Source organism: Stenotrophomonas sp. 107298_Sma (assembly GCF_056480345.1).
On record NZ_CM151094.1, the window covers coordinates 2,579,302 to 2,591,709 of the forward strand.

The 12,408-nt window shown below is 68.1% G+C and carries 11 protein-coding genes; 7 read left to right on the plus strand and 4 right to left on the minus strand.

Annotated features, from left to right (window positions below; translation table 11 throughout):
• Positions 1 to 159: 159 nt before the first annotated feature.
• The 5 genes from ACZK2G_RS12060 to ACZK2G_RS12080 all read left to right on the plus strand — a co-directional run bounded on the left by ACZK2G_RS12060 (position 160) and on the right by ACZK2G_RS12080 (position 4,506).
• Complete coding sequence (locus tag ACZK2G_RS12060; RefSeq protein WP_046982529.1) at positions 160 to 1,014, plus strand: helix-turn-helix domain-containing protein; 855 nt, start codon at positions 160 to 162, stop codon at positions 1,012 to 1,014.
• A gap of 111 nt (positions 1,015 to 1,125) precedes the next feature.
• Entirely contained in the window at positions 1,126 to 1,503 is a 378-nt protein-coding gene (gene copC / locus ACZK2G_RS12065; RefSeq protein WP_478473405.1) for a copper homeostasis periplasmic binding protein CopC, read from the plus strand.
• Positions 1,504 to 1,513: 10 nt separating this feature from the next.
• On the plus strand, positions 1,514 to 2,398 hold the full coding sequence (gene copD, locus ACZK2G_RS12070; RefSeq protein ID WP_337302791.1) for a copper homeostasis membrane protein CopD: 885 nt from the start codon (positions 1,514 to 1,516) through the stop codon (positions 2,396 to 2,398).
• Between the two features lie 45 nt (positions 2,399 to 2,443).
• Positions 2,444 to 3,142, plus strand: coding sequence for a heavy metal response regulator transcription factor (locus ACZK2G_RS12075; RefSeq protein ID WP_046982526.1), 699 nt, complete (start codon positions 2,444 to 2,446; stop codon positions 3,140 to 3,142).
• Positions 3,139 to 4,506, plus strand: coding sequence for a heavy metal sensor histidine kinase (locus tag ACZK2G_RS12080; RefSeq protein ID WP_046982525.1), 1,368 nt, complete (start codon positions 3,139 to 3,141; stop codon positions 4,504 to 4,506). Before ACZK2G_RS12075 ends, ACZK2G_RS12080 begins: the two co-directional genes overlap by 4 nt.
• Before the next feature lie 65 nt (positions 4,507 to 4,571).
• Here the strand turns inward: ACZK2G_RS12080 and ACZK2G_RS12085 are convergent, their stop codons facing one another.
• Positions 4,572 to 5,510 (minus strand): LysR family transcriptional regulator, encoded by a 939-nt coding sequence (locus ACZK2G_RS12085; protein WP_136637940.1) that lies wholly within the window; start codon positions 5,508 to 5,510, stop codon positions 4,572 to 4,574.
• A 106-nt stretch (positions 5,511 to 5,616) separates the two neighbouring features.
• Here ACZK2G_RS12085 and ACZK2G_RS12090 point away from each other — a divergent pair, with 106 nt between their 5' ends.
• Positions 5,617 to 6,360: an SDR family oxidoreductase gene (locus tag ACZK2G_RS12090; protein WP_046984644.1), complete on the plus strand. Its 744-nt coding sequence runs from the start codon at positions 5,617 to 5,619 to the stop codon at positions 6,358 to 6,360.
• Positions 6,361 to 6,377: 17 nt separating this feature from the next.
• A complete protein-coding gene (locus ACZK2G_RS12095; protein ID WP_478473406.1) occupies positions 6,378 to 6,755 on the plus strand; it encodes a hypothetical protein in 378 nt (125 codons plus the stop codon).
• Between the two features lie 109 nt (positions 6,756 to 6,864).
• Here the strand turns inward: ACZK2G_RS12095 and ACZK2G_RS12100 are convergent, their stop codons facing one another.
• From ACZK2G_RS12100 to ACZK2G_RS12110, 3 genes are read right to left on the minus strand one after another with little or no spacing between them, the layout of a single operon-like run.
• Positions 6,865 to 9,942: an efflux RND transporter permease subunit gene (locus ACZK2G_RS12100; RefSeq protein WP_478473407.1), complete on the minus strand. Its 3,078-nt coding sequence runs from the start codon at positions 9,940 to 9,942 to the stop codon at positions 6,865 to 6,867.
• Positions 9,939 to 11,111: an efflux RND transporter periplasmic adaptor subunit gene (locus ACZK2G_RS12105; protein ID WP_478473409.1), complete on the minus strand. Its 1,173-nt coding sequence runs from the start codon at positions 11,109 to 11,111 to the stop codon at positions 9,939 to 9,941. The genes ACZK2G_RS12100 and ACZK2G_RS12105 overlap by 4 nt, the downstream gene beginning before the upstream one ends.
• Positions 11,108 to 12,355 carry a TolC family protein gene (locus tag ACZK2G_RS12110; RefSeq protein ID WP_478473411.1) on the minus strand — a complete coding sequence of 416 codons (1,248 nt, stop codon included), beginning with the start codon at positions 12,353 to 12,355 and terminating at the stop codon, positions 11,108 to 11,110. Before ACZK2G_RS12110 ends, ACZK2G_RS12105 begins: the two co-directional genes overlap by 4 nt.
• Positions 12,356 to 12,408: the final 53 nt, after the last annotated feature.

Genomic DNA, 12,408 nt, shown 5'->3' on the forward strand with positions numbered 1-12,408 from the left:
AGCGCGGCAGCAGGCGTGGACGACTTCAAAGCGGGAACCTCGACGGATGGAGTGACGGACGCGCGGGCGGCGGCAGCGCGGGCAAGAGTGTTATCCTGTAACATTCGCGCCCTGCCGCCACTCCATTTCCGGCAGCGCCGCTCCATTCCCGGATCCGTGATGCCCGCCCTCACCGACCAGTTGCTGCAGGAAACCCGGTCGCAGGCCCCTGCTGCCTACGCCAGCGATGACGGGGCGGTGGTGCTGCTGCGCCATCGCTTCGAGGCCAGCGAAGGCGAGATGGGCCATCCGCACCAGCTTCGCCTGGGCCTGGCCGTGGGCGGCGGCGGACGGCTGCAGCAGCGCACCCTCAACGGCCTGCTGCAGGCGCCGTGGCGGCCCGGCCAGTTCAATCTGGTGCTGCCGGGAGACACCGGCACCTATGCCAGCCCCGCAGTCGATCTGCTCGGCATCGCCATCGATACCCGCCTGCATCCGCAGGATCCGCAGCGGTTGCAACACCTGCAGCCGCTGGCGGCGCGGCTGCACCACGACCCGGTGATCACTTCGGTACTGCAGGCGTTGTGGTGCAGCGCGCAGGCCGATGTCTGCCTGCCAGGCTTCCTGGAGCATGGCGCCCAGGTCCTGCTCCACCGCCTGGGCCAGCTTGCCGGGCTTGCCTGCACGGAACGCGGCAGGGACACGGCACTGTCCACGCGGCGGCTGCAGCAGCTGGAGGCCTACATCGATGCACAGCACGGCCAGCCTCTTGAAGTCGCACAGTTGGCCGCTGCGGTGCAGATGGACCCGTCCACGTTCGGTCGTGCGCTGCGCGCCGCCACCGGTCTGCCGCCCTATGCGTTCCTGACCCGACGCCGCATGCAATGGGCGCGCGGGGCACTGGCCCAGGGATGCAGCGTCACCGAGGTTGCGCTGGCCAGTGGCTACGCCAATCCCAGCAAGTTCAGCGCAGCCTTCCGGCGTGTGGTCGGTTGTTCGCCTTCGGCCTGGATCGCGCAGTCACGGGCCCGGTAGCGCCGGCCGCGGGCCGGCAGCCAACATTACAGACCGGTAATGTTCGCGTCAGGGCAGCGAAAGGCGCGCTGCACCACCCTGAGCGCAACTTCCCGACAGGCGTTCCCGCACATGACCCGCGCCCTGCTCCGCCCCACCTCGCTCGCCCTGCTGCTGTCCGGCCTTGCGGTCGCACCGCTGGCGCTGGCCCATCCCAGCCTGGTGCGTGCAACGCCGGCCGCCGACGCCACCGTGGCCCTGGCCAGCCAGATCGAACTGCAGTTCAGTGAAAAGGTGATGCCGCGTGCCACCCGCATCGAACTGAGCATGGACCATGGCCGCATGAAGATGGCGATGCCGACCACTGCGCAGCAGATCTCCGAGGACGGCCACACCCTGCGCGCGCGCTTCGCCAAGCCGCTGCCTGCCGGCACTTACGCCCTGCAGTGGCGCGCGGTCGGCCAGGACAGCCATCCGATCACCGGCAACTACCGCTTCACCGTGAAGTAAGGCCGCTGCTGTGGCCGAGCTTTCGCCGTATGCGCTGCGGCTTTCGCTGTATGCCGTGTTGATGCTGCTGTTCGGGCGGATGCTGTTCGTCCGGCCCGGGCTGCCGCACGGCGTCTCGCTGACGCTCACCGTGATCGCGTTGGTACTGGTCATCACCGACGCGGTGACCCGGTTGTCCGGCGTGCTTGGCATATCGCCGGCCGACATCGACGGCGAGACCGCGCGCTGGTTTCTTGCCGGTACGCCAGTGGGGGAAGCGGGCCTGCTGCGCCTCCTGGCCGTACTGGCAATGTTGCCGCTGCTGGCCATCAACCGCCCCGTACAGGGCCTGCGCCGCCTCGCACTGCTGGCACTGTCTGCCAGCGCATTGGCCAGCCTTTCCTGGAATGGCCATGCCGCCGCCGGCGACGGGTTCGGCGGCACGCTTCGGCTCGGCGCCGGCATGCTGCATCTGCTGGCCGCCGGCGCCTGGGTCGGGGCGATCGCCGCCATCCTGCAGCTGGCGCTGCGACCGCAGGGCCTGCGTCTGCGCGAACGCACCCGCGAGCTGTGGCAGGCCGCGCACAGCTTCGCTGTGCCCGGCACGATCATCGTCGCCCTGCTGGCGATGACCGGCACCTATACCTATGTCGATCTCGGCGGCTCGCTGCACACCTTGGCCGAAACCGCACATGGGCGCTGGCTGCTGCTCAAACTGGCCCTGGTCGGCGGCATGCTGGGGCTGGCCGCGCTGCATCGCTGGCGGCTGGTACCGGCGCTGGCCGTTTCCATCCGCGGCGGCTGGCAACCCAGGCCACTGCGTTCGCTGCGCCACAGCCTGGCCTGCGAAGCGGTGCTGGCGCTGCTGGTGCTGGCCTGTGTAGCGGTACTCGGCACCCTGGACCCGGTGGCATGAACCGCCGCTGCCGACCCACCCGCAAGCTGCGATGATGGCCGCACCATGAAACTGCTGATCGTCGAAGACGAACCCAAGACCGGCAACTACCTGCGCCAGGGCCTGATCGAGGCCGGCTATGTGGTCGATCTCGCCAGCAACGGCATCGACGGGCTGCACCTGGCCGAGAGCGGCGAGTACCAGCTGGTCATCCTCGATGTGATGCTGCCCGGCCTGGATGGCTGGACCGTGCTGTCGCGGCTGCGTGGAGCCGGCTGGCCGCTGCCGGTGCTGTTCCTGACCGCGCGCAGCAGCATCGCCGACCGCGTGCAGGGCCTGGAGCTGGGCGCCGATGACTACCTGGCCAAGCCCTTCGCTTTCGCCGAGCTGCTGGCGCGCGTGCGCACGCTGCTGCGCCGTGGCCAGGCCGTGCCGCAGGTTGAACGCATCGTCATTGCCGACCTGGTGGTGGATACCCTGCGCCGCCGGGTGGAGCGTGGCGGCCAGCGCATCGCGCTCAGCCAGAAGGAGTACACCCTGCTGGAGCTGCTGGCACGGCGCCGTGGCGAAGTGCTGCCGCGCTCGCTGATCGCCTCGCAGGTGTGGGACATGAACTTCGACAGCGACACCAATGTGATCGACGTGGCGATCCGCCGCCTGCGCGCGAAGATCGACGATGATTTCGCCGAGAAGCTGATCGTCACCGTGCGCGGCATGGGCTATGTGCTGGAGGCGCCGGACGACGGCGCCGCGCGCAACGGATGAGCCTGCGCCGCTCCATCGCGGTGCGGCTGACGCTGCTGTTCGCCACCGTGGCAACGCTGGTGCTGGCGGCACTCGGCGTGGCGATCTATATCAGCGCCCGTCACGATCTGGTCGCACAGGATTTCACCGAGCTGGAGAACAAGGTCGCGTTGATCAGTGACCTGGCCGGCAATGGGCCTGCGTCCGTTCGCGGGCAACGACTGGCAGAGGCGCTGAGCCACCATCCCGACATCGCCTTCCATATTGTGGATGCGCGCGGCACCGTGCTGTTCTCCACCGCGCCGGCGCTGCTGCGCGAACACGCACGCAGCCAGCCTATCGATAGTGCCTTCCGGCGGCACGACTGGATCCTTGCCGACGGAACGTGCATGCATGCGCTGCACCTGCGCCAGACCCTGGCCGACGGCAGCCAGCTGCTGATCCTGCTGGCCATCGACGATGCCCGCCATGCCGACTTCCTGCAGCGCTTCCGCCACCTGCTGGCGATCGCCATCATCGGTGCCGCCGTGGCCAGCAGCCTGCTGGGTGGCTATGTGGTACGACGCACGCTGCGACCGCTGCGGACGCTGGCCGATGAAGCCCGTCAGATCACCGCAGGGCGCCTGCAGCGGCGTTTGAACGCACGCAGTGCGCCGGCCGAGCTGGAACAGTTGGCGCAGACCCTCAACGGCATGCTGGCGCGATTGCAGCAGGACTTCGCGCGCCTGACCGAATTCTCCGGTGATCTGGCCCACGAGCTGCGCACGCCGATCACCAACATGCTGACCCAGGTACAGGTGGTGCTGGCCCACCCGCGCAGCAACGAGGCCTATCGCGAGACGCTGGCCTCGTGCGCCGAAGAACTGCAGCAGTTGGCGCAGACCGTGGGTGACCTGCTGTACCTGGCGCAGGCCGAGGCGCCGGGGGCACTGCCTTCGCGCGAGCCGGTGGCGCTGGATGCGGTGGTGGATTCGCTGCTGGAGTTTTACGAACTGCTGGCTGAGGACCGGCAATTGACCCTGTGCCGCGACGGCGTGGCGAGCGTGGAAGGCAACCGTTTGATGCTGCACCGGGCGATCGCCAATCTGCTGTCCAACGCGTTGAAGCACGCAGCCGTGGGCAGCGAGGTGCGGGTGGAGCTGGTCGAGGGCGATGGCATGTGCAGGGTCAGCGTGCACAACCTCGGCCCGCCGATTGCCGAAGCAGCACTGCCGCGCCTGTTCGATCGCTTCTATCGCGGCGAGCGTGGCCGCCACGAAGGTGCTGGACTGGGCCTGGCGATCACCCGCGCAATTGCACAGGCCCATGGCGGAACGGTAAGCGTGACCTCCGATGAAACCGGCACCGTGTTCGAGCTGGTGCTGCCGAGCGCCGCAGCGCCGTAATACCGGCCGCTGGCCGGCAGCCTTGGCACACCCAGCGTATTGCAGTTGCCGGCCAGCGGCCGGCACTACCCAGCATGGCCAGCGGTTGGTAGTGCCGGCCGCTGGCCGGCAACCCCGGCCGGGTCGAACATCCCGGCTACCCAATCGATGAACACCCGCAGCCGCGGCGACGGCGTGCGGTTGCGCGGGTAGACCAGATTCAACGGGCTCGGCGTCGGCGGTGCGTCCGGCAACAGCTCGACCAGCTGCCCGCGCGCAATGTAGGGGGCCATCCGGTAGCGCGGCGCCTGGATGATGCCCAGCCCTGCCAGCGCGGCACCGAGGAAGGCATCGGCGCCGGAAACCGTCACCCGCGCGGGCAGCGGGACATAGCGGATCTGGCCAGCCTGCTGGAACTCCAGTGGTATCAGCTGGCCGGTGGCACTTGAGCGGTAACCGACCATCTGGTGGCCGTCCTGCAGGGCATCGATGCTGCCCGGCACGCCTCTGGCCTGCACGTAGCTTGGCGAGGCCGCCGTGACCTCGCGCAGCATCGTCAACCGGCGCGCCGCCAGATCGCTGTCGGCCAGCGTCCCCACCCGCATCGCCGCATCCACGCCTTCGCGCAGAAGATCGACATAGCGATCGCCCTCGCTGACCTCCAGTTCGATCTCAGGGTAGCGCTGCAGAAAGTCTGGAAGGTGCGGAAACAGCAGGTGCCGGCCCAGCGTGCCATGCACTTCAATCCGCAGCGGGCCGCGTGGTGGCACGTCACGGAACGCGGCTTCAGCGTCGTCCATGTCGGCGATCAGGCGCAGGCAACGGCCATAGAAGGCCTCGCCTTCCAGCGTCGGCACCACCAGCCGCGTGGTCCGGTGCAGCAGGCGCACGCCCAGCCGATTCTCCAGCGCCTTGATCGCATCGGTCACCGTGGCCCGCGGCAAGCCGAGGTCCCCGGAGGCACGGGTGAAGCTGCGGCGCTCGACGATACGGACGAAGGCGCGCATGGCCGTGAAACGGTCCATTGTTCGGCTACCCGGATTATGTTGACGGATTATGCATGATTATCCGGATCGATGAGATGGCGAAGATGGCACTGCGCCAGTCCGGCGCGCCCTGCTGGAACCGACCATGCCCACATCTTCCGCCCGCCGCGTCGCCCTGGTCACCGGTGGTTCCCGTGGCATCGGCGCTGCCATTTCGCGCCGCCTCGCCGCCAACGGCCATGCCGTGGCGATCAACTACGCCGGCCGCCGCGATGATGCCGAGGCACTGGCAGCCGAACTCACGGCCACTGGTGCGCAGGCCATCGCGCTGCAGGCCGATGTGGCCGACCCGCAGGCGGTGCGCCAGCTGTTCGACGCCATCGAAGCCCGCTTCGGCGGCATCGACGTGGTGGTGAACAGTGCTGGCGTACTGCAGCTGGCGACGCTGGCCGACAGTGACGACGCACTGTTCGAGCGGGTCATCGGCATCAACCTGAAGGGCGCCTTCAACGTGCTGCGCGAGAGCGCGCGACGGGTGAGTGACGGCGGCCGCCTGATCAGCCTGTCCACCAGCGTGGTCGGCATCAAGCTGGAGAACTACAGCGTGTACGCGGCCAGCAAGGCCGCGGTGGAGACGATGGGCGCGATCCTCAGCAAGGAGCTGCGCGGGCGCAACATCACCGTGAACGCGGTGGCGCCTGGCCCGACCGCCACCGACCTGTTCCTGGATGGCAAGGCACCGGAGCTGATCGAGCGGCTGGCAAAGATGAATCCCCTGGAGCGACTGGGCACGCCGGAGGACATCGCCGGAGCGGTGGCCTTCCTGGCCGGTGCCGATGGCGGGTGGATCAACGGCCAGGTGCTGCGCGCCAATGGCGGGATGGTGTAAGGACCACCGGACTGGCTATGCTCGGCCAAACGGAGGGGGGCACGCGCATGGAAAGGCCGGGCATCTGGTATCGGCTCTGGATGATCACGTTTCTGCTGGGAGGCCTGTTGGCGCTGGCGACGCTCGTGCTGTGGGCCTCGCTGCGTGGCGACGTACGCAACCTGGCGATGGCGCTGATCTGGGTGCTTTGGGCACTGGCCACCCTTTGCTTCTTTCTGGGTGGCATCACCGATGGCTTCACGATATGGGGCGTCAGCCACGGCAGGAAAGTCTGGCGCGCCGACAGGCCGCGCATTTTCTGGCTCTGCCACATCTCCACCACAGTGCTGTGCCTGAGCTGCCTGGGCATGTTGATCGTACCGATGATGATCGCCTGGCAGGGGTCGGCGTGGTGAGCTTGCCAACTCCACGCAAGACGTGGAGCCCTGTAGAGCCGAGCCCATGCCCGGCTGCTCTTCGCGCAATGGCCAGAAGCAGCCGAGCATGGCTCGGCCCTACACGCCGTCAGCCGGCGCGGGCCTCGCGGCGCCGGTGCACCCAGTAGTACAGCGTCGGTAGCACCAGCAGGGTCAGCAGCATCGCCGACAGCAGGCCACCGATCACCACCACCGCCAGCGGCTTCTGGGTCTCGGCACCGATCGCATGCGAGGTCGCCATCGGCAGCAGGCCGAACATCGCCAGCAGCGCGGTCATCAGCACCGTGCGCAGGCGCTGTAGCGAGCCCTGCACCACCGACTGCAGCAGGTCCATGCCCTGCTCGCGCAGCTGGGCGAAGCGACTGAGCATCACCACCCCGTTCAGCACCGCTTGTCCGAACAACGCAATGAATCCGATCGCCGCCGACACCGATAGAGGAATGCCGGTCAACCACAGGGCCAGGATGCCGCCGATCATCGCCAGCGGTACGTTGGCCAGGATCAGCGCCGCGCTGCTGATGTCCTTGAAGGCATCGAACAGCAGTACGAAGATGAGCAGCACCGACAGCGGAATCACCCAGCCCAGCCGCTTCATCGCACGCTGCTGGTTCTCGAACTCGCCGGACCATTCCAACCGGTAGCCTTCCGGCAGCTGCACACTGGCATCCACGCGCTTGCGCATGTCGGCCACCACGCTGCCCATGTCACGCCCTGCGATGAAGATGCTGACCGCCTTCACCCGCTGCGCGTTCTCGCGCGAGATGTTGATCGCGCCGCTGGCCATGCGGAAGTCGGCCACGTCGGACAGCGTCACCGTGTGGCCATCGCCGATACCCACTGGCACCGTGCGCAGCCGTTGCAGGTCGCGGTCGGCATCGTCCAGGCGCAGCGAGATCGGGAACTTGCGATCGCCCTCCCACAGCTCGCCTACCTGGCGCCCGCCCAGCGCGGTCTCGATCACTTCGTCGATGTCGCGCACGTTCAGGCCATAGCGTGCTGCACGGTCGCGGTCGATCTCGATCTGCAGCTGCGGCAACGAACCATCGCGGTCGATGAAGGCGCTCTCCACGCCCTCCACCCCGCGCACCTGGCCCAGGATGGCCTGTGCGTGCTGGTTCAGCACGTCCAGATCCGAACCGCTGACCTTGATCACCACCTGGCCCTTGATCTGCGAGATGCTCTCCAGGATGTTGTCGCGCACCGGCTGCGAGATCGAGAACTCCGGCCCCGGAATGCGCTGCTCCAGCGTGCGCTGCAGGTCGCTCACCAGCTGCCGCTTGTCCACGCCCTTCGGCCATTCCTTCTCCGGCTTCAACGCCACCAGCGCCTCGATCTGGTTGGCACCCTTGGCATCGGACCCGTCTTCCGGGCGCCCCAGCTTGGCCACCACCGTCGACACCTGCGGGAAGCTGCCGACCAGCTCACGGATGCGCCGCGACTGTTGCTGCGCTTCGGCCAGGCTGGTGCTGGGGTCGAGTGTGGCGGTCAGCCAGATCGACCCTTCGTCCAGCTCGGGCAGGAACTCCGAGCCCAGGCGAGTGCCCAGTGCCAACGTACCCACCAGCAACGCAACTGCGGTCAGCACCACCGCACGTGGCCGGGCCAGTGCGCGCTCCAGGATCGGCCGGTACCAGTCGGTCAGGCGGTCCATCAGCGGGTTGCCATCGCGCATGCGGTCCCGTCGCAGCCACCAGTAGCAGAGCAGCGGCACCACGGTCAGCGCCAGGATCAACGCACCGATCAGCGCAGAGGTCACCGAGTACGCCATCGGCGCGAACATGCGGCCTTCCTGGCGCTGCAGGGTGAAGATCGGGATGTGCGCGGCGATGATGATCAGCATCGAGAAGAACGTCGGTCGGCCCACTTCCGATGCGGCCGAAAGAATGGTCGAGAACCGCGTCTTCCGATCAGCCGTAGGTGGCAGCTTCGACAATCGCGAGACGATGTGCTCGGTGACGATCACCGCGCCATCGATGATGATGCCGAAGTCCATCGCACCCAAGGACAGCAGGTTGGCCGGCACGCCCCACAGGTGCAGGCCGAGGAAGGTCGACAGCAGCGCCAGCGGCATCATCGCCGCCACGATCAGCGCGGCGCGGGCGTTGTACAGGAACAGCCACAGCACCAGGAACACCAGCACCGCACCTTCCAGCAGGTTGCGGAAGACCGTCTTCAGCGTGGTCGTGACCAGCCACGAGCGGTCGTAGAACGGCTCGATGCTGACCCCAGCCGGCAGCTGGTTCGCCTCGATCTCGGCGATGCGCGCATGCAGAGCGTCGAGCACGTCGGACGGATTCTCGCCCTTGCGCATCAGCACCATGCCGAACACCGCATCGTCATTGTCGTCCTGGCCGACCAGGCCCTGCCGTGGCAGGCCGGTATCGGCGATGCCGGCGAGGTCGCGCACCAGGATCGGCGTGCCCCCACGCTGCGCCACCACCACGTTGCCGATGTCGGCCGGCGAACGCATCAGGCCCACGCCGCGGATCAGGAACTGCTGCTGCCCGCGCTCCACGTAGCCGCCGCCGGCGTTGGAGCTGCCCTTTTCCAGTGCCTCAGCGAACTCACCCAGGCTGATGCCGCGGTCACGCAGCTTGTCCAGGTCCGGCTTGACCTGGAAGGTGCGCGCGAAGCCACCGAAGCTGATCACATCGGCCACGCCCGGCACGGTGCGCAAGCTGCGCTCCATCGTCCATTCCTGCACGGTGCGCAGCTGGGCCGGCGTCATGTGCGGGCCCTTGAGCACGTAGCGGTAGATCTCGCCCACCGCAGAGCTCATCGCCTCCAGCTCCGGGGTCACACCTTCTGGCAGCTTCACACCCTGCAAGCGCTCCAGCACCTGCTGGCGCGCGAAATAGTCGTCGGCCTTGTCGTCGAAGGTCAGGATGATCATCGACAGGCCGAACTGGGTATGCGAGAACACCCGCACCGAATGCGGGATGCCGGACAGCGCCACTTCCAGCGGCATTGTCACTTCGCGCTCCACCTCTTCGGCGGCGCGGCCCGGGTGCAGCGACACCACCGTTACCTGGGTGTCCGACACATCTGGGAAGGCTTCCACCGGCAGTACGCGGAACGCGGCAATGCCAGCGCCGATGAACAGCAGCAGTGCCAGCATCACCATCAATGGCTGGCGCAGGCAGTAGGCAATCAGGCGATCGATCATGGCGCAGCGTGCCCGCTACCGGTGCTGACGGCTGCCGGCGCGCTGTCGACCAGCTGCTGCAGCAGCAGGCCGCCTTCGACCACCACCCGGCTGCCGGCGGCGAGGCCCTCACGTACCCACAGCCGGCCGTCACCCAGCTCCTCCGCGTGCACGGCGCGACGCACGAAGCGGCCCTTGCCCTCTTCCACGAACACCACCTGCTTGCCGTCGATCAGCAGCACCGCCGCATCGGGCAACGAGACACCGCCCTCGGCCGGCAACGCCACCTGGGCGCGCACATATTGTCCGGCCTTGAAGCCGCGTGCACGATTGTCCAGCTCGGCGCGTGCCTGCACCACGCGGCGTTCGCTATCGACGAAGTCATCCACGTGCTGGAGGGTCGCCTGCAGTGGTTGCCCATCGGCGCCGGGCACGCTCACCTGCATGCCCGCCTTCAAGCGTCCGGCGAGGCTTTCGGGGATGTCCAGCAACAGCCACAGGCGGTCCGGATCACCGATCACTGCCAACGGCTGTTCACTGTCCGGGCTGACCGACATTCCCGGGCTCATTCGCCGCTCCACCAGCACGCCATCGATGGGCGCGCGCAGCGGCAGGCGCTGATCGACGCGCTGGCCGTTGCCATAGGCCTTGGCGAAGGCAGTCGTGCGCGCATGATCGGCCTGGCTGCCAGCGAAGTTGGCCTCGGCCTCGTCCAGTTCACGACCCGACGCCACTCCCGCCGCATGCAGTTCGCGGGTACGGTCCAGTTCCTTGCGTGCCTGCTGCAGCTCGGCGCGGCCACGCGCACCTTCAGCCTGGGCCTGGCCGAACTCGGGCGAGGTGATCCAGGCGATCACCTGGCCAGCCTTCACCTTCTGCCCCGGCTGTGCCTCGATGCGCGCCACCTGCCCCGGCAGCGGCGTGTGGAGTGCGCTGGAGCGCGTCTCATCCCAGACCACCCGGCCCGGCAACTGCAGGCTGGCGCTTGCGCCGACACTCACCGCCTCGCTGCGCAGCACGTCCAGCTGGCGGCTGTCGGCGGGAAACTGGATCTGGCCGGCGCTGACCTGCGGCGTATCCTCAAGATAGGATGCTGGCTCTCGACCGCAGCCGCCCAGCAGGGCCAGCGCCAGCAAGGCCGGCAGCACGGCGTGTCGCGCCTGCGGGCGATAAGTGACGGTGGACTTCATCGGGACTCTCCTTCAGCAACGGATGTGGCCGCTTCCCAGCGCGCCAGGGCAATGGCATGGTCGGCACGCGCTTCAATCAGCGCGGCCTCGAACTCGCGCCAGCTGCGGCGCGCATCCAGCAGATCGGTCAGGCTGGCAGCACCACGCCGGTAGGCCAGCTCGATGCCCTGCACGGCCTTGCGTGCGGCGTCTGACTGCAGCCCCTCGTACTCGGTGCGACGCTGTGCGGCGGACTGCGCACTGGCCTGCAGCTGGTCCAGTTCGGCGCGTGCTTCGCGCTGCAGCACCTGAATTTCCAGTGCGGCGCTGTCGCGGTCGGCCTCGGCACGCTGGATCGCGCCGCGCGCCCGCGACGGCCCACCCAGCGGAATGGTCAACGACACACCCCAGGTGACACCGCTGATGTCGGTCGGCTCACGCTCTGCTTCCACACCCAGTTGAACGTCGCGGTGGCGCTCGCTGCGTGCCAGTGCCACGCCGGCATCGGCGGCAGCCAGGCGCGAACGCGCGGCACGCAGATCGGCACGCTGCTGCGGATCGAACGCGCGCTCATCGGCCCTGCCCGCGGGGTCTGGCCACGGATCATCGGCGCTGAGGTCATGGCTGTCGTCACGTCCAAGCAGCAGGCCCAGCGCATGCCGCGCGTCACGCAGATCCAATGCTGCCTCGCGCGCCGCGTCCGCCACAGCGAGGTCGTCCACCGCCAGCCGCGCGCGATCCACCGGCGCCATCGCCCCTGTCGCAACCTGCTTGTCCGCCGCCGCCATCTGCTCGGCCGAGCTCTGCCGGTTGGCGTCGGCAATCTGCGCCCGCTCCTGTGCGCCCTTCAGGCCGAAATAGGCTTCATGCAGCGCCACCTGCTGGCGGCGCCGGGTATCGAGCATCTCCAGCCCGGCCACTTCCAGCAGCGCGTCGGCCTGTCGGATGCGCAATGCACGCTTGCCACCGCGTTCCCAGGTCCAGCCCAGGCCCACGGTGCTGTCCACGCGCCTGTCCTGCCAGCGCCCCGGGCCGATGCCATGTTTGGGGCTGATCTTGCTGGTGCCGATCGACAACTCGGTGGCCGGCCGCAACGCCGCCATCTGCGCATCACCCTGTACCCCGCGCAGTTCCAGTGCCGCCGCGCGCAGGTCCGGGTTGTGCGCTTCCATTGCACGCTGCGCTTCTACAAGGGACAGCGCCGAAGCCGCAGGCGCGCACAATAGAGCGGCCAGCACGGCCGCATGACGAGGGGAGAAATTCATGCACGTCACGGTAAGGTGATGCACTTGCGCCAAACTTGCCCGAACCTTGCACG

Excerpts from the sequence above, each read along its gene's own strand:
- ACZK2G_RS12060 (WP_046982529.1), top strand. The coding sequence starts at position 160 with ATGCCCGCCCTCACCGACCAGTTGCTGCAGGAAACCCGGTCGCAGGCC.
- copC (WP_478473405.1), top strand. The coding sequence starts at position 1,126 with ATGACCCGCGCCCTGCTCCGCCCCACCTCGCTCGCCCTGCTGCTGTCC.
- ACZK2G_RS12075 (WP_046982526.1), top strand. The coding sequence starts at position 2,444 with ATGAAACTGCTGATCGTCGAAGACGAACCCAAGACCGGCAACTACCTG.
- ACZK2G_RS12080 (WP_046982525.1), top strand. The coding sequence starts at position 3,139 with ATGAGCCTGCGCCGCTCCATCGCGGTGCGGCTGACGCTGCTGTTCGCC.
- ACZK2G_RS12085 (WP_136637940.1), bottom strand. The coding sequence starts at position 5,510 with ATGGACCGTTTCACGGCCATGCGCGCCTTCGTCCGTATCGTCGAGCGC.
- ACZK2G_RS12090 (WP_046984644.1), top strand. The coding sequence starts at position 5,617 with ATGCCCACATCTTCCGCCCGCCGCGTCGCCCTGGTCACCGGTGGTTCC.
- ACZK2G_RS12095 (WP_478473406.1), top strand. The coding sequence starts at position 6,378 with ATGCTCGGCCAAACGGAGGGGGGCACGCGCATGGAAAGGCCGGGCATC.
- ACZK2G_RS12100 (WP_478473407.1), bottom strand. The coding sequence starts at position 9,942 with ATGATCGATCGCCTGATTGCCTACTGCCTGCGCCAGCCATTGATGGTG.
- ACZK2G_RS12105 (WP_478473409.1), bottom strand. The coding sequence starts at position 11,111 with ATGAAGTCCACCGTCACTTATCGCCCGCAGGCGCGACACGCCGTGCTG.
- ACZK2G_RS12110 (WP_478473411.1), bottom strand. The coding sequence starts at position 12,355 with ATGAATTTCTCCCCTCGTCATGCGGCCGTGCTGGCCGCTCTATTGTGC.